Source organism: Thermopirellula anaerolimosa (genome assembly GCF_054657335.1).
Genome location: NZ_BAAHYX010000006.1, coordinates 2,731,482 through 2,747,533 on the forward strand (window position 1 = coordinate 2,731,482; position 16,052 = coordinate 2,747,533).

Consider the following 16,052-nt stretch of genomic DNA (forward strand, 5'->3'; position numbering starts at 1 on the left):
CCGACGGATGATCGCCTTATGGAATACCTGATCGTATTCATCCCGATGATGCCGTTGGCCGCGGCGTTCGTGACGGCCTTGCTCGGTCGCCGGGTGCTGAAATCGAGCAGCCACGTGCCCACGTTGACGGCCGCGGCGGCGGCCTTCGTCGCTTCGCTGGTGCTCCTGCTGCTGGTGCTCCGGGCGACGGCGGCGTCCGAGGAGGCCTTCGCCACGACGGTCCGACTATGGAGTTGGGCCGACATCCGTCAGCCTGTCTTGGAGGGCGAAGCGGCGGCGCCCCTGGCCGGGGCGTTCGACCTGGGCCGTTTCCATATCGCGATCACGCTCCGCGTCGATCCGCTGACGTCTGTGATGCTCGTGACCGTCACGCTCATCTCGCTTTTGGTGACGGTCTACTCCATCGGCTATATGCACGACGACCCCGGCTATTGGCGGTTCTTCACGTACATCAGCCTGTTCATCTTTTCCATGACGATGCTGGTATCCGTCAGCAATTTCGCGTTGTTGTACGTTTTTTGGGAGGCGGTCGGCCTTTGCAGTTATCTGCTGATCGGCTTTTGGTATCAAAAACCGGAAGCCGCCGCGGCCGGGAAAAAGGCCTTTCTGGTCAATCGGGTGGGCGACTTCGGCTTCGCCCTCGGCATCTTTCTTCTGTGGTCGCTTTACGGAACGCTCGACTTTCACGACACCTGGAACCCTCAGACCGGCGAACTGATCTCGTCGGGCATATTGGGCGGCGTGCGGACCGCTGCCGGTAGTGAGGGCTATCTCCACGGCGGCGTCGCCGCTGCGATCGCGCTTTTGTTGTTCGCGGGCGCTTGCGGCAAGAGCGCCCAATTCCCCTTGCACGTGTGGTTGCCGGACGCCATGGAAGGCCCTACGCCCGTCAGCGCCCTGATCCATGCGGCCACCATGGTGACGGCGGGCGTTTACTTGGCGGCCCGGTGCATGCCCCTGTTCGAGGCCGCTCCCATCGCTCTGACGGTCGTCGGCTGCATCGCCGGTTTGACGGCCTTGCTGGCCGCCTTCATCGCGCTGACCCAAAACGACCTCAAGCGGATCCTGGCCTACTCCACGATCAGCCAGTTGGGCTACATGTTCCTGGGTTTGTCGGTCGGCGGTCTGGTCGGGGCCGCCGCCGGTATGTTCCATCTTTTTACTCACGCCTTTTTTAAGGCCTTGTTGTTCTTGGGGGCGGGCAGCGTGATGCACGCCATGGGCGGCGTGATCGATCTGGAACGGATCGGCGGCCTCCGCCGTCGCCTGCCTTGGACCTACGCCACGTTCCTGGTCGGTTGCTTGGCGCTGGCCGGCGTGTTTCCTCTGGCGGGCTTCTTCAGCAAAGATGAGATCCTGCTCGTGCTGTACAAGTACGGGGACGGTTGGGTTTATCGCCTTTTGTTCTACGCGGGCTTGGCGGGGGCCTTGATGACGGCCTTTTACACGTTTCGCGCGTTTTTCCGCACTTTCCACGGGGAGGAACTGGTACCCGTCGAGGCCGGTCGCCACGCCCACGAGTCGCCTTGGATCATGCTGGCTCCGCTGGTGATTCTGGCGGTCGCTTCGCTGGCGGTGGGTGGGATCTTCGGTCCCACCGGTTGGTTCGAGGACTTTTTGAGCAAGACGCCGGGCTTGGCCTCGGCGACCGATCATCCGGCGCACGCCGCGGCTGCGGAATCCGGACACGGCGCCCATGCCATGATCGCCTTGTGGAGCACCCTCGCGGCCTTGGGTGGGATCGGCTTAGCGGCGATCCTGTACCTCGGCCCGCCGGGACCGCTCCGCGCGGCGGCGTCCGCGGCCCGCGCCGCCGGACTATACGCCCTCTCCTACCGCAAGGTCTTCATCGACGAGTTGTACGATTGGATTCTCGTGCGACCCCTCCGCGGTCTGGCGGCGTGCGCCGCCTGGTTCGACCGCTATGTGATCGACTGCCTGGTCGACCTGGTCGGCCTGATTCCCAAGGCCCTCGGGGCCTTGTTGCGGGACGTGCAAACCGGTTTCATCCCCTGGTACGCCTCGGCCATGATGTTGGGAGTGTTGGCGCTGCTGGCGGCGCTGGTCCTGTTTTGAGGGAGGTTTCACCCGGGCGGGCGAGTCGGCGAAAAGAGTCGTAAGACGCGCGACGCGCGGTCGGAGGGCGGCGACCGAACCTCCAAGAGCGGCGAAGAAACGGCGGCACGAGATCGGGTTTCGAAGGATTTTGAACAAGATGAGCACGCTTTTGCTGATAACCGTGTTGCTGCCTGTGCTGGGCGTGCCCCTGATCGGCGAGCGGCGCGAGAGCGCACGCCGGGCCGCCTTGCTGGTGGTGACGCTGACGCTACTGCTTAGCGGCTATCTCGCCTTCTCGTTCCCCGCCGGCGGTCGAGATTTCGCCGTCTGGGAGACCTCGTGGACGGCGGGGCGCTTTCCCGGCTTGGATTTGCGATTCGGATTGGGACTGGACGGACTGAGCGTCTGGCTCTTTCCGCTCAGCGCCTTGTTGACGTTCACCGCCGTCTTGGTCAGTTGGCACGCCGTGGACCGCGGCGCCGCCTCGTTCTATCGGTTGCTGTTGATTCTGCTGACGGGCATGTTGGGCGTCTTCGCCGCGCGCGACGTCGTGCTGTTCTACGTCTTCTTCGAGGCCACGCTGATCCCCCTGTTTTTCCTGATCGGCGTTTGGGGGCACGAGGAAAGACGCTATGCGGCGGTCAAGTTCTTCCTGTTCACCTTGGCCGGCAGCGTGCTGACGTTCCTGGGGCTTTTGGCACTGGCGATCTACAATTCGCACCTTCGCCCGGACGGCGTGCTCACGTTCTCCATCCCGCGCTTGACGGAGGACTTAGCCGCCTTACGGACCAACGGGCAATTCCCTCTCGCCGTGCAGATGTGGATTTTTCTGGCCTTGTTCGCGGGCTTCGCCGTCAAGGTGCCGCTGTTTCCCCTGCATACCTGGCTTCCCCTGGCGCACGTGGAGGCGCCCACCGCGGGGAGCGTTCTTTTGGCGGGGATTTTGTTGAAGATCGGCGGTTACGGGTTCCTGCGGTTCAGCCTACCCATGCTGCCCGATGCCGCGGCGACCTGCGCTCCGTGGATTTTGTTCCTGGCCGCGGTGGGAATCATCTACGGCGCCCTGACCGCCTTGGCCCAAAGCGACATCAAGCGGCTGATCGCCTATTCCAGCGTGGCCCATCTGGGATACTGCGTGCTGGGCTTTTTCGCCCTCAATCCGCTCGGCTTGCACGGCGGATTGCTGCAAATGGTCAACCACGGTTTGACGACGGGCGGCCTGTTCGCCGTGGTCGGCATGCTGTACGAGCGCTATCACACGCGGCGGATCGACTCGTTCGGCGGATTGGCCCGGCGATTGCCCGTGCTGGCGTTCTTCATGTTTCTGCTCACGTTCTCCAGCATCGGCCTGCCCGGCCTGAACGGATTCGCGGGAGAGTTTTTGATTCTGACGGGGATGTTCCAGCGGGCGTGGTTGTTTTATCCCGGCGAGACGGTCTTGGCCGTCGCCGCCGTGTTCGGCGTGGTCTTGGCGGCGTGGTACATGCTGCAATTGGTCGGCCGGGTGTTCCTGGGCGAGTTGAAGGAACCCGAGCGGCGAAGCGCCGACGCATCCCACGGCGGAGGCGACCGTTACTCGGTGCAGGGTTGGGTGAGCGACCTTACGGCGCGCGAGGTCTTCGCGCTGGCACCCTTGGCGGTATTCATCGTGTGGATCGGCGTGCAACCGTCGTACTTCCTGGCGCGGATGACGCCCACGCTACAAGCCTTGTCGGCCCAGGCTTCGGCGTCGGCCTCCTCTTTCTCGCCCGAGACGGCCATGCGGTCCGAAGGGCCGGCTTCGCCTGTCCCGCCGCCGACCGGCGGAGCGTCGTCGCGTTCGGCAATCGCAGAGGTCGGATATGCGTCGCCGCGCCCAACGTGGGACGCCGCCTCGGCCCGACATCACCTCGAAACCACGGAGGATCGCGTCGGGCCGTAATCGCCCGGCGTACGTCCCTGCCTAAAACGGTGCGAATTCCATGGGAACGGCATTGCAAGATATGATTCCCGAGTTGATCCTCGGCATGGCCGCCGCGGCGTGCTTTTTTCTGGGGGCTTTTCCCTCGGTCCGCCACGCAGCGCGATTGACGGCCTGGTTCGCGCTGGTTTTCGCCGGGGCGGTGACCGTCGCGCAAAGCGGTTGGTGGCACGGAGTCGCCGCCGCTGAACCGTGGTATGCGGCCTTCGGCAGCCTCTTTCGCCTGCTCGGCGTGGGTTTGGGAATGGTCTTGCTGGCATCCATGCGGGCCGACGCCTCGCAGGGGCATGAGGCCGAGTCCGTCGCCTGTCTGTTAACGTCCGTGCTGGGGCTGATGCTGGTGGGCGGCGCCGGCGATTTGATCCTCCTATTCCTCGGCCTGGAGTTGATCTCCGTCGCGGCATACATCCTGCTCTATCTCGACCGCGACGGTCCGCTGCCGCAAGAGTCGGCGGGCAAGTACTTCTATCTCAGCATCCTTTCCTCGGCCGTGTTGCTGTACGGTCTGAGTTACGTTTACGGCTTGGGCGGGTCGCCTCGGCTGGATCGCCTGGTGCACGCTTGGGCGGGGGCGGCGGGCATGCCGGGCGATGCCTCGCTGGGGGCGTTCGCCACCGTCCTGGTCTTCGCCGGATTGGCCTTCAAGATCGCCGCCGTCCCCTTCCACTTCTACGCGCCCGACGTCTATCAGGGCACGTCCCACGTCAATGCCGCGCTCCTGTCGGTGCTTCCCAAGGCGGCGGGCATGGCGGCCCTCATCAAACTGCTGTTGGCCACCATGGTCGGTTGGGGCGGTCCCGTTTGGCAGGCCGCTCTCGCCGTCGCCGTCCTCACGATGACGGTGGGCAATGTGATCGCCCTTTGGCAAAGCCATGTGCGGCGTCTGCTGGCCTACTCCTCCATCGCCCATGCGGGCTTCATGCTGATGGGGCTGACCACGGCCCTGACCTATCGCCGCCTCAGCGATCACCCCTGGGACGGGGCGGGCGCAATGATCTTCTACTTGATCGCCTACGGTATCGCCACGGCGGGGGCGTTTGCCGCCCTTAGCGCGCTGCGGCGAGGCGACCGACCCGTCGAACGATTGGACGACTTGCGGGGGCTGGCGCGGTCCGCGACCGGGGCGCCGCGCTTCGTCGCCTGGTCGTTGGCGGCCTTCATGTTCAGTCTGGCGGGAATCCCGCCGCTGGCCGGCTTTTGGGGGAAATTGGCGGTCTTTTTCAGCGCCTTGGACGTGGGGGCCGCTCCCAGCGAAAACCCGCTCCGCTCCCGCCTGCTCTGGTTGGCCGTATTCGGTGCGATCAACGCCGCGATCGGGGCGGCCTACTATCTTCGCGTAGTGGGAACGATGTTTTTCGCCGAAGAAGATGCCGGCGAGCAACCGCAGGTCGCCGTCGTTTCCTCGCCCGCCGTGGTCGCCGTCTTCGTTTGCCTGGTGCTCACCCTGGGCATCGGCGCGGCTCCCGGCGGTTGGTTCCAGGCCGCACACGATGCCAGTCCCACCGCCGCTCGGCCCATCGTCGAACTTTCCCTCGGCGCAACTCCCCGCGCCCCGTGATGCCCGACCGCCGCGCAGTTCGCGGCCGGGAGCGGCAAGCCGGTTCTCCCTCTGCTCTTGGAAATCGGGCGGTCAGGTTTCGGGATCAGCGCGTCCGGTGTTGATCCGCGGCTTTGCCGGGGGATGAAGCCGAATTTCGTACAGGTCGTACAGTTCGAACAGCATCTCGCGGAGGTTGCCGCCGTGCCGCGAAAAGCAGGCCTCCACGTCCTCCCGCGCGATGAGCGGTTCTCCTTGTTGCAGGAGGTACTCCACGATCCGCCACGCGAGGTCGGAACTAGGCTCGGGCGTGAAGATGGCGGGCAACTCCACGGCGGAGTGGGCCGTGACCAGCAGTCCCAACTTCCGCCGCCTGCAAAGGCGACGGACCTGATAGCGCGACCACGAATGAAGCTGCTCGTAGCCGTCCATAAGGACGGTGCCTTCCCACAGCGATTCCAAGCGGGTGCGGTCGTCGGGACTCAAGGACCGCTGCCCGTTGTGCAATTCCAGGTGCAGAAACGGTTCGTTCTTTTCCGCCAGATATCCGCGGAGGGCGGCCAAGAGGGCCGATTTGCCCACCCCGTGCGGGCCGACGACGGCGCCCTGTCGTCGATGGTCGCGGAACAGGGCGAAGATCGACTCCGGCGAATGCCCCTCGGGAAAGATGTAGGGAATCGCGCCCGGTCGCACGAATCGTGCGGAAAAGGGGTTCTCGACCTTGGGATGCTTGGAAGCGGGAGCCGTCATGCCAGTTTTACCCGTGCCGGGGCGGTACGACCCAATCGAAACGGAATCTCCTCATGCACCTCGCCGCCGTCCTTGAGAAACACGCGCAACCGCAGACACCATCGTATGCGCAAAATCAGGCCGTCGTAGCTGAGGGGGCTTTTGGGCAGCACCGTGGAAAAGCGAAACGCTCGGCCGGGAATGATCACGTCGCCCGTCTCCGGCGCCCAACGCTGGAAGTGTCGCACGTGCAGGTCCTGGTCTCCCTTGCCGTCCGTGTACCACAGGATGGATAGCTCGACGGCGCGGACTTGTCCTCGGGTCGTGCCCTCCAACCGGAACTCCCCGGACAGCGTGTCGCCGGGCTGAAACGTGGTGCGCGGCGAGTCGAGGCGGACGAGGACCGTCGGTTCCATCAGAGCGCGTCTCCCTCCATCGCTTGCGAAGGATCGGGAATCGCGTCGCCGCGGTTTTCGTCGGAAGTCGCGATCGGACCAGCATCGGGCGCGGCCCCGCCGGGCGCCGAGCATGCTTCGATCTCGCGATTCGCCGGGGCGTCGTTCGGATTTGCGATTGCATTACTCGCGGCGGCGGGCGATCGTTCGCCGGACGGGCCTTCGCGACGCCGCCGTTCGCCCGGCAGTACGACCAAGGGGAACGTCCGCTCGAAGACGGGATAATTCTCAGCGCTCACCCGCACGCAAAGCCGCCATCGAACTTCGTTGTGGGCCGACTTGAAGGAATGCATGGCGGCGGGAGGGATCTGAAACTCGGCCTCGCACTCGAACGGCACGTGCGGCATGATCTCCAGCTTCTCGTGCCGGAGCAGCGTCTTTTGCCACACGCGGCGCGATTCGCGACGCAGGTTGGTACCGTGCTGAAAGATCGCCTCCTCTTCGCAGACCAGCAGCGTCTCGAACCAATGCAGTCGCAGTCGTCCCGTCTGGATGACATAGACTTTGCAGCGACCGCCGGCGACCAAGGGGAAGGCCGACACCTCCACAAAGGTGCGTCCCATCGCGCGAATCAAACGGCTTTGCCGCACGTAAACCGCCGGCAAGGCGATTCCCACGGCGCCGCAAGGGATGACGAAGAGGGGAAAGCTCCAGTGCAGCGGACCGCGGGAAAGGGCGGTCGCCACCAGCGCCGCCAGCATGGTGTTCCAGAAGAGAGCGGCGGCCAACCACGCCGTCGCGGCGCGGACGGAGGCCGTCCCCGGGGGCAAGCGGTAGGTCAATCGTTCGCCGGGCGCGATCGCGGCAGGCCGGATCTCCGGCACGAAGGGATACTCCGACTCCCGGTGGCGTCGCTCCAAGCGGAGCACCTCCAGCGGCACGCCGCGAACGGCCAGGCGTTCCGCGGATTTGCCCCGCCGCCATAGACCCACGCTCAATCCCCAACTGCCGATCAGCAACAGCGACAGCGGGATCGAGAAGACCAGCCACACCCACCAGCGGTAGCCCCGTTGCAGCACCGCCACTTCGGGATGGAGGGGGTCGTACCAGCAAGTGGTCTCTTGAATGCCGCCCGGTCCGTATTGCCGGACCACGGCCTCCACGGGGGCGCGTTCGGCGACGTACCCGTTGCCGCGCGCCGTGTGGATATCGTACGTCCAAGTGCGATAGCTTCGACCGCCCACCGAGTATTCGATGAGGATCTCCGCCCGATAAAGCGTTTGATCGTCGCGGACGGTGGTGTCCAGTCGGGCGTCCAGAACGCGGCAAGCGGCGGGGAGGAACTGCTGGGTGACGCGCCACTCGGGCACGATCAATAGGGCGACCACCAGCCCGCTCCCTAAGAGGCCGCATACGAACAGGGCGGCCGAAAACGCAAGCTCCCATACGCCCGCCGACGAAGCGGTTGCCATGCCGGCAGGGTCGTGGGGATCGGAAGCCAATCGCGTCACAGGGGTCACAGGTTGCCGTCCTTCCGCGTTGCGATCTGCGGACCGCGAGGGCAAGGCCGCCGCGGCACCGTACGCTCATCGCCCGACCCCCGCCGCCCCATCTCTCTCGATTCCGCGGCACGAATCGTCCGAGACCGGATTGGATCCGGAAAGGTTCGCCTATTCCTCGTCCGTTGTCACGCGGAATTGCAGAATGACGGGTTCGTCATCCTCTTTTTTCAATTCCGGGGCGAACGGGGTAGGCCGACCGCGGACTCCCATTCGGGTCAAGCGACTCCGCCGGAAGAAGCCCAGACGCTCCAGAGCCAGGTAGACTTCCTCCAGGGTCTTCTCGCCGAAATTGGCGATCTTGAGCAGGTCCTCCGGGCGAGAGGCGACCAACTGAGCCACCGTGAAGATGCCGCGATCCTCGAGACAATTCGTGGTTCGCACCGGCAGTCCGATTTCCGCCACGCTCAGCTCCAATTTCCGCTTCAGTTCCTCCTGGTAGGCCACTTCCTCGCTAATCGGCACGCGCGATCCCATCGCGGACCCTCCTTGGATAGTACGGAACTCATGCACCCGAGCGGGACGGACCGCCGTTTTCCCCGAGAAATGTTCGGTGACGCTCCGTCGGCGCGCTCCCGCAAAACTCATTGAAACCAGTTATAGCAGTTTTGTCGATTTGGAAAAATTGCCTCGCCACCCGTCAGGGGTAATTGCATGGGGCGGCGCGCTCGCCGCGGGTGGGCGGAGCGTTGTCCCCGCCGCCGGTCGGATTGCCGCCGTGCTATACTTAGGCATCTGCATCCTTCCCGATCGCGGCGCGATTGGTCGCGCGGTTCCCGGGCGGAAGCAGGTCGGGGTACAAGTCCGACCGATCCGTTTCAGACGCGGCGAGCGAGAAACGCAGTTTTTGCCCGATTCTACGTCCATGACCACGACCGAACCATACGAGGAAATCCCGACGGCCGATCCGATCCGCGAGGCATCGAACGACCCGTCTCCCGCCCCGCGTCGCGGTATGTTGCGGCGGTTGTACGATTGGGTTTTGCATTGGGCGGATACCCCCTACGGCACGCCCGCCTTGTTCGTGATCGCGTTCGCTGAAAGCTCCTTCTTTCCCATTCCGCCCGACGTCCTGCAAATCGCCCTGTCCGTCTCCAAGCCGCGAAGGTCGTTCTTTTACGCGGCGATCAGCGGCATCGGTTCCGTCTTGGGCGGGATCTTGGGCTATGTCATCGGCTTCGCCTTTTGGGCCGCTGCCGGCGGATTCCTGATGTCGGTCGTCCCCGGCTTGACCCAGGAGAACATCGACTACGTGGGCGGGCTCTACCAAAGGAACGCCTTTTGGACCATCGTGTGCGCAGGCTTTACGCCGATTCCGTACAAGGTCTTCACCATCGCGGCGGGCGTCTTCTCGCAACACGTCGGCCTGGGCGTCCTGATCGCCGGGTCGATGCTGGGTCGCTTCGGGCGATTCTTCTTAGTGGCGGCCTTCCTGTACTTCTTCGGGCCCGGCGTCAAATCGCTGATCGAAAAATACTTCGATTGGGCGGCGCTGGCCTTCGCCGTCCTGCTGATCCTCGGCTTCGTGGTGATCAAAGTGCTGTTGTGATCTTACCTCCGGTTCGCTGCGCGACGTCTTCCAGCGATCCGATCCGCCTTGCTCAACGTGACCCCACGTGGACGGTGCCGCCGCGCGCCTGCCGGGAACGCGATGATCGCAAGGCCGCGGAGGCTTTTTCCGCGCCGTATAACGCGGCCTCACGCCGTGCGATAGAATGGCGAGGCATCGAGTAATTTTTCCGGGCGTACCTTCGGAGGAGTGCGGGAGGCTGGTGATGAAGCAAGTCGCTTGGTATGCGGTGGCTTACGGAAGGGGCGTGTTTCGGGTAATCACCGCGTCGGTTTTGACGGTTGGGATCATCGTCGGGCTTCCCGTCGCCCGCGCTGATACGCGCCGCGCCCTGGAGTACGCACCCGCCCCGGTGGACAACCCCTTGAAGGGCCTGGTGCCGTATCGAGGCGACGTGCGGGACCGGTTTCCCCACAGCATGGAGTTCAGCTACATTCCCTACTCGGCCCTGGTGAAAGGGTATGATGATTTCGACTGGGTGCCCTTGGAGCGGTTCTTGGACGACGTGGCCGGTCGCGGGCATCAGGCCGTCTTTCGCGTCTTCTTGGAATACCCCGGCAAACGCGGCGTGATCCCGGAGTTTCTGATCCGCGACGGTTTGAAGGTTCACGGCTACCTCAACACCAACACCCAACCGTTTCCGAACGCGCAAGTCGAAACCCCGGATTACGCCGATGCGAACCTCCGCCGTTCGATGGTGCGTTTCATCGCGGCCCTGGGAAAAAAGTACGACGGCGACCCTAGGATCGGCTTCATCACCGCCGGATTGCTAGGCACTTGGGGCGAGTGGCACGATCACCCCAGAGCCGAATTGTTCGCCGGCAAGGACGTGCAGCAAGAGGTCATGGACGCCTACGAGGCGGCGTTCAAGACCACGCCGGTACTGCTGCGCTACCCGGCGGGCGACCAAGACCCTCGTTACGCGGCGAACTGCGATCGCGGCTTCGGCTATCACGACGACTCTTTCGCGTGGGCCACGCTCGACACGGGCAGGAAACAAGACGCGTGGTTTTTCATGGCCCGGCTTCGTGCCGCGGGTCCCGCCGCCGAAGCCAAATGGAAGACGCATCCCATCGGCGGCGAAATCCGTCCCGAGGCGTGGGGGCGTGTGTTCGACGAGCAACCGGGAGACGAACGGATTCAAGATTTTCGCCAATGCGTGGAGGCTACGCACGTCACCTGGTTGATGGACAGCGGCATGTTCCGAGGGGAAATTCGCCCCGACCGGATCCGGCGGGCGGAAGATGCCGTGCGGCGAATGGGTTACGAGTTCTACGCCGCGGCGGTGACAATCGGAGAACCGCAAGACGGTCGGTTGCGAGTAAGTTTGGAGATCGAGAACCGCGGCGTGGCCCCGTTCTACTACCAATGGAAGCCGGAGTGGGCGTTGTTAGCGAACGGTCGCCCTATTTGCGTCTTTCCGTGTCGGGGTACGTTGCGCGGTCTGCTGCCCGGCGACCCGCCCCGTACATGGACGGATTCCTTGGACCTGACGGGAACTCCGCCGGGGGCTTACACACCGGCCGTCCGCGTTCCGAACCCGCTGAAGGGAGGCAAGCCGATTCGGTTCGCCAACGTCGATCAAGACGTCGAGAGTGGTTGGCTGCTGCTAGGTGAGGTCAGGAGCCCGTGACGGCCTCCGTAAATGCGCAAGCCGGAGCCGGCATCAGCTTGCGCCGGCGCGTCAGCTTAGCGCGTCATTCGGTCAGGCTCGCGTTCCACGAAACAGCACGAAGCGATGCTGAGCCCGAACCGCCCGCGTCAGCCGGCGGTGAACCGAACCGGCGAGGCGGGTGGGATGTCTTCGCCGTCAGTTGCGGGAGGCCAGGGCCTCCAGTCGGCCCTCGCGGATGGCCTTGGACATGGCCCGGGGGACCTCGGCCTCGGCCAAAACGACCTGCGCACGGTTGTAAGCCACGGCGGCCTTCATCTCTTGAGCGCGGGCCATGGCCATGGCGCGGCGTTCTTCGGCCTTGGCGCGGGCCACGCGGGTATCGGCCTCGGCTTGATCGGCCTGGAGACGCGCCCCGATGTTTTGACCCACGTCGATGTCCGCAATGTCGATCGAGACGATCTGGAAAGCCGTCGCGTGGTCCAATCCCCGATTCAAAACGGCCTTGGAGATCAAGTCCGGATTCTCCAGCACTTGCAGGTGGGTCTCGGCCGAACCGATGGACGTGATGATGCCTTCGCCGACCCGAGCGATGACCGTCTCCTCCGTGGCGCCGCCGATCAGCGTTTCCATCTTGGTGCGGACCGTCACCCGGGCGCGAACCTTCAGTTCCACGCCGTTCTTGGCGATGGCGCTAAGCATGGTGCGTCCGGAGCGGGGGTCCGGGCAATCGATGACCTTGGGATAAACGCTGGTGCGAACGGCGTCCAGCACGTCGCGTCCGGCCAAGTCGATGGCCGCCGCTTGGTCGAACGTCAAGGGAAGCTGTGCCCGCTGGGCGGCGATCAACGCCATGATCACGTTCATGACGTTTCCGCCCGCCAGATAGTGCGCCTCCAATCTCCGCGTAGTGATGCCGGTTTGCCGTTCCGGACCCAGTCCCGCCTGTACCGACATGATTTTGGCCTTGACGATCAGGCCCGCATTCACCTGGCGGAGACTCATTCCCACCAGACTCCAGATGCTGACCCGCGCGCTCGACATGAAGGCCTGGAACCAGAGCGATCCGTAGACCAACGCCAAAATCAGCAGGATCAGGAGGAGGCCGATACCGACGACCGCCAGTACCACGCCGACGAGCCAGGGAGGAATCACTTGCCCGAATAGCCCAAGTTGTTGCCACGCCATAACCGTGCTCCTCGCGAGGGCGAAGCTTTCATCCGCCGCCGAGCGACGATCGTCGAACGGTTCGAAAAGCGGTGCCCGGACAGTCGGCATTATAGCATCGCCCGATCCGGTCGGCTACAAGAACAACCGTCCGCCGACGGGGTCGGTTTCGCTGGAGAATCGTCATCGTGCCCGTCATAATGGGAGCGGTTTCGGCGGACTACCGTTCCTCGACGCCATCGTACCCATTCGTTGCGTCAACTCTATTGGTTCCACCCGGGAAAACGGAGGGGAAAGTCATGCATACGGGTTCTCTGCCTCGTCGAACGTTTGTGGCCGGTTCCTTGCTGGGCGCCGCGACGCTGGTCCCGCGCCACGTTTTGGGAGGCGTGGGGGAAACGCCGCCCAGCGAGAAGATTCGCCTGGCTCATATCGGCATGGGCACCCAGGGTTTCCGCGAACTGAAGGCCCTGCTGGATCATCCGGCGGTCGAAATCACGGCGGTCTGCGATCCCAACACCGATAGCAACGACTATCTGGAATGGGGGGCGGGCGAGATACGGTCCCTCATCGGACGTTTGGTCGGTGATCCCAACTGGCGGACTGCGGACGGATGCCCCGGCGGTCGCGAAGTCGGTCGATTCGTCGTGGACGCCTACTACTCCAAGCAGCGCGGCCGAACATTCCGCGGATGCCGGGCCTATGCCGATTTCCGTGAACTTCTAGAGAAAGAGACCGACCTGGACGCCGTCAAGGTGATGACGCCGGATCACCTGCACGCCGCCGTTGCCATCGCCGCATTGAACCGAGGCAAGCACGTGTTGATGCACAAGCCGCTGGCCAATCGCATGGCTGAGGTCCGCAAAGTCCTGGCGACGGCGGCCGCCGCCGGAAAGGCCACGCACTTGTTGGCCTGGGGCGCAGGCTTGGGCAATGCGCGGATTGCCGCCGCGGTGAAAAAGGGCGTGATCGGCCGACTCCGCGAGATTCACAACTGGTCCAATCGCCCGGTCTGGCCGCAGTACGCCGAAATCCCGAAGGATCGACCGCCGGTTCCGCCGGGCTTTCAGTGGGATTTGTGGCTCGGTCCGGCAGTCGATCGTCCCTATCATCCCTGGTACACCCACACCGTGTTTCGCGGTTGGTACGATTTCGGCGGGGGTTCCATGGCCGACATGGGCATCTACAGTCTGTGGCCGGTCTTTGAGCAATTGGGCCTGGGGCCTGCCACCGTCGCCGACGGTTGGGGCACGCACCTCTGCACCACGGAAGGAACGGTCAGCCGCGTCATTCAGAACGACTATTCGTACCCCGCCGGTTGCATGTTCCGATTCCGCTTTGCGCCGGGATCGGGCGAGGGCGTGGAGTTGTGGTGGTACGACGGCGGCATGAAGCCCCGCTTGCCCGAGGCCTTGGACGCCGCCGGCGTTCGTCCCGCCCCGGAGGGAATTTTGTTTGTTGGGGAGAGCGGGGCCGTCCTGGCGGGCTTTTCGGGGCAGAACCCGATCCTGTTTGCCGACGGAAAGCAAACGTCGCTCGAGCAGGCGCTGGGCGAAGAATTCGCCCGGTCCGTGCCCGACCGCGGGTCGCACCTGGATTTGTGGGTGGCGGCTTGCCGCGGGGGAGAGGCCTCGCCCGGCAACTTCCTCTCGGCGTCGGCCATCTCTCAGACCGTCAATCTGGGAACGATCGCGCTGCGGTCAGGCTCGCGCGTGGAATACGACCCCGGGACGGGAAACCTCGTGTCGCCCGAGAGCGCCCGGCCCCTGTTGACTCGTGAATATCGCCCCGGTTGGGAATTGTGACGATTTCCACCTCGGGCTGACGCCCGAGGCTCGCGGTTTCAACCACCTCGGGCTTACACCCGAGGCTCGTGCTGACGCAATCGCGCGCCCTGGAGCCACCAGCGTAAGCTGGTGGTGATAGCGTAAGCTATTGGCGCTGTTAGTGATGATCGCGATGGCGATTTGGTGACGTTGGGCAGTGGCGACGCACCTCCAGCTAACGCTGGAGGCTCCCGGAGAGATTTGATTCGCAGCTCCAGAGCATCTCACGCTAGAGCCGGCGGCGCGTAGCGCAAAGCGCAGTTTGGAGCCACCAGCGTAAGCTGGGTGATAGCCTAAGCTGGTGGCGGCCGCACCGCGGCGTATCGCGCCGGCCCGAAACCGGCGCGAACTGACCTTTTACCCCCGGGCGATTCCCGCTACACTTTGCCTCGGGGAACGGACTCCCCACGGACATTATTCGAGACACAATCGGTTCCGACCGGACGCATTCCGAACTCGGAAGGAGGCCAAGGATGGCTTTCGAGAAAGGGCTATTCGCTTTCCGCCGCGTCGCCCGACGCGGCTTGCCCGCCGCAGTGCTGGGGCTTGTCTTGGGCTGTGTTGCGGGCTTTGCCTGCGCCGCCCCGTGGGACAATCTCTTCACCTTCACCAAAGTCGACGCCGACCCGGCGAAGGATTATCGTCTCACGGAGAAAAACGGCCCCTGGCTGATCATGGCATGCAGCTTTTCCGGGGATCGGGCCGAGGAGCAGGCCAAGGAATTGGTCCTGGAGTTGCGCCAGAAGTACAAATTGAAGGCCTATCTGTACGAAAAAGAGTTCCGTTTGGACCGCGGCAAAGGGGAGCGGAATTCGTGGCGTTATCGGGCGGGGGATGAGATTCGGGAAATCGCGGTGTTGGTGGGCGACTTCTCGTCGGTGGATGATCCGGCCGCGCAACAGACCCTGCAAAAAATCAAATACAGTCGCCCGCAATGCCTGGAGGCGCGTCCCGACGCCCCCACGTCGCGGACCTTGGCCGCTTTGCGGACCATCCAGCAGTCGCTGCTGACGGACGACAATGAAAAGAAGCACAAAGGTCCCATGGGACACGCCTTTTTGACGGCCAATCCCCTCCTGCCGGACGAGTACTTTAAGCCCAACGGCTTGGACAAGTTTCTCTTGGAATTGAACGACGGGTACGAGTACAACCTGCTGAACTGCCCGGGACGGTACACGGTTCAGGTGGCCCACTTCACGGGCGAGGTGGTGATCGACCAGGCCAAGATTCGGGCGATCGAACGGGGAGAGGCCAAGTTCGAGAGCAAGCTCGTGGAGGCCTCGCGCCGAGCGCACGAATTGACGCTGGCCCTGCGAGCGAAAGGCTACGAGGCCTACGAATTCCACGATCGCGCCGTGAGTCTCGTCACGGTGGGTAGTTTCGATTCGCTGGGCACGCCCCGGGCGGACGGCAAGACGGAACTGGACCCGCGGATCGTGGCCATCATGAAGACCTTCGCCGCCGAACCCGTGCCCGGACCGCCGGGAGTCTCGTCGGTCGGCTATCAACCCAAGCGGTTGGTGGATATCCCGTTCGACTTGCAACCGACGATCGTGGAGGTTCCCAAGCGATCGTTGGGAGCCGATTACGCGGGACGTCGCTGAGGGCGGGGCGATCGGCCCCGACGCCTTGGCCGGTC

The 16,052-nt window shown here is 64.1% G+C and carries 12 protein-coding genes; 7 read left to right on the forward strand and 5 right to left on the reverse strand.

Annotation, left to right across the window (positions count from 1 at the left end):
- The first annotated feature begins 18 nt into the window (after window positions 1-18).
- The 3 genes from nuoL (at window position 19) to ACYQ6J_RS15895 (ending at window position 5,576) form a co-directional block, all read left to right on the forward strand.
- Entirely contained in the window at window positions 19-2,076 is a 2,058-nt protein-coding gene (gene nuoL, locus ACYQ6J_RS15885; RefSeq protein ID WP_460185171.1) for an NADH-quinone oxidoreductase subunit L, read from the forward strand.
- Between the two features lie 139 nt (window positions 2,077-2,215).
- Complete coding sequence (locus ACYQ6J_RS15890; protein WP_460185172.1) at window positions 2,216-3,979, forward strand: complex I subunit 4 family protein; 1,764 nt, start codon at window positions 2,216-2,218, stop codon at window positions 3,977-3,979.
- 40 nt (window positions 3,980-4,019) lie between these two features.
- Window positions 4,020-5,576 carry an NADH-quinone oxidoreductase subunit N gene (locus ACYQ6J_RS15895; RefSeq protein ID WP_460185173.1) on the forward strand — a complete coding sequence of 519 codons (1,557 nt, stop codon included), beginning with the start codon at window positions 4,020-4,022 and terminating at the stop codon, window positions 5,574-5,576.
- Between the two features lie 72 nt (window positions 5,577-5,648).
- Here ACYQ6J_RS15895 and ACYQ6J_RS15900 read toward each other — a convergent pair whose 3' ends face one another.
- From ACYQ6J_RS15900 to ACYQ6J_RS15915, 4 genes are all read right to left on the reverse strand, one after another.
- Window positions 5,649-6,305, reverse strand: a complete 657-nt coding sequence (locus tag ACYQ6J_RS15900) for a hypothetical protein (protein ID WP_460185174.1) — start codon at window positions 6,303-6,305, stop codon at window positions 5,649-5,651.
- The gene (locus ACYQ6J_RS15905) at window positions 6,302-6,700 is read right to left on the reverse strand and encodes a hypothetical protein (protein WP_460185175.1); all 399 of its coding nucleotides are present in this window, start codon (window positions 6,698-6,700) and stop codon (window positions 6,302-6,304) included. Before ACYQ6J_RS15905 ends, ACYQ6J_RS15900 begins: the two co-directional genes overlap by 4 nt.
- Window positions 6,700-8,199 carry a DUF3592 domain-containing protein gene (locus tag ACYQ6J_RS15910; protein WP_460185176.1) on the reverse strand — a complete coding sequence of 500 codons (1,500 nt, stop codon included), beginning with the start codon at window positions 8,197-8,199 and terminating at the stop codon, window positions 6,700-6,702. The genes ACYQ6J_RS15905 and ACYQ6J_RS15910 overlap by 1 nt, the downstream gene beginning before the upstream one ends.
- A 150-nt stretch (window positions 8,200-8,349) precedes the next feature.
- Window positions 8,350-8,715, reverse strand: a complete 366-nt coding sequence (locus tag ACYQ6J_RS15915) for a DNA-directed RNA polymerase subunit alpha C-terminal domain-containing protein (RefSeq protein ID WP_460185177.1) — start codon at window positions 8,713-8,715, stop codon at window positions 8,350-8,352.
- Between the two features lie 388 nt (window positions 8,716-9,103).
- On the opposite strand from ACYQ6J_RS15915, the gene ACYQ6J_RS15920 reads away from it, so the two are divergent.
- Complete coding sequence (locus tag ACYQ6J_RS15920; protein WP_460185178.1) at window positions 9,104-9,787, forward strand: YqaA family protein; 684 nt, start codon at window positions 9,104-9,106, stop codon at window positions 9,785-9,787.
- 226 nt (window positions 9,788-10,013) lie between these two features.
- The gene (locus ACYQ6J_RS15925; protein WP_460185179.1) at window positions 10,014-11,441 is read left to right on the forward strand and encodes a hypothetical protein; all 1,428 of its coding nucleotides are present in this window, start codon (window positions 10,014-10,016) and stop codon (window positions 11,439-11,441) included.
- A gap of 177 nt (window positions 11,442-11,618) precedes the next feature.
- On the opposite strand, the gene floA is transcribed toward ACYQ6J_RS15925, so the two are convergent.
- Window positions 11,619-12,608: a flotillin-like protein FloA gene (gene floA / locus ACYQ6J_RS15930; protein ID WP_460185180.1), complete on the reverse strand. Its 990-nt coding sequence runs from the start codon at window positions 12,606-12,608 to the stop codon at window positions 11,619-11,621.
- A gap of 278 nt (window positions 12,609-12,886) precedes the next feature.
- On the opposite strand from floA, the gene ACYQ6J_RS15935 reads away from it, so the two are divergent.
- Both ACYQ6J_RS15935 and ACYQ6J_RS15940 read left to right on the forward strand, forming a co-directional pair.
- Entirely contained in the window at window positions 12,887-14,392 is a 1,506-nt protein-coding gene (locus ACYQ6J_RS15935; protein ID WP_460185181.1) for a Gfo/Idh/MocA family protein, read from the forward strand.
- 494 nt (window positions 14,393-14,886) lie between these two features.
- Entirely contained in the window at window positions 14,887-16,017 is a 1,131-nt protein-coding gene (locus ACYQ6J_RS15940) for a hypothetical protein (protein WP_460185182.1), read from the forward strand.
- The last annotated feature ends 35 nt before the right edge of the window (window positions 16,018-16,052 follow it).

Excerpts from the sequence above, each read along its gene's own strand:
- nuoL (WP_460185171.1), top strand. The coding sequence starts at position 19 with ATGGAATACCTGATCGTATTCATCCCGATGATGCCGTTGGCCGCGGCG.
- ACYQ6J_RS15890 (WP_460185172.1), top strand. The coding sequence starts at position 2,216 with ATGAGCACGCTTTTGCTGATAACCGTGTTGCTGCCTGTGCTGGGCGTG.
- ACYQ6J_RS15895 (WP_460185173.1), top strand. The coding sequence starts at position 4,020 with ATGGGAACGGCATTGCAAGATATGATTCCCGAGTTGATCCTCGGCATG.
- ACYQ6J_RS15900 (WP_460185174.1), bottom strand. The coding sequence starts at position 6,305 with ATGACGGCTCCCGCTTCCAAGCATCCCAAGGTCGAGAACCCCTTTTCC.
- ACYQ6J_RS15905 (WP_460185175.1), bottom strand. The coding sequence starts at position 6,700 with ATGGAACCGACGGTCCTCGTCCGCCTCGACTCGCCGCGCACCACGTTT.
- ACYQ6J_RS15915 (WP_460185177.1), bottom strand. The coding sequence starts at position 8,715 with ATGGGATCGCGCGTGCCGATTAGCGAGGAAGTGGCCTACCAGGAGGAA.
- ACYQ6J_RS15920 (WP_460185178.1), top strand. The coding sequence starts at position 9,104 with ATGACCACGACCGAACCATACGAGGAAATCCCGACGGCCGATCCGATC.
- ACYQ6J_RS15925 (WP_460185179.1), top strand. The coding sequence starts at position 10,014 with ATGAAGCAAGTCGCTTGGTATGCGGTGGCTTACGGAAGGGGCGTGTTT.
- floA (WP_460185180.1), bottom strand. The coding sequence starts at position 12,608 with ATGGCGTGGCAACAACTTGGGCTATTCGGGCAAGTGATTCCTCCCTGG.
- ACYQ6J_RS15935 (WP_460185181.1), top strand. The coding sequence starts at position 12,887 with ATGCATACGGGTTCTCTGCCTCGTCGAACGTTTGTGGCCGGTTCCTTG.
- ACYQ6J_RS15940 (WP_460185182.1), top strand. The coding sequence starts at position 14,887 with ATGGCTTTCGAGAAAGGGCTATTCGCTTTCCGCCGCGTCGCCCGACGC.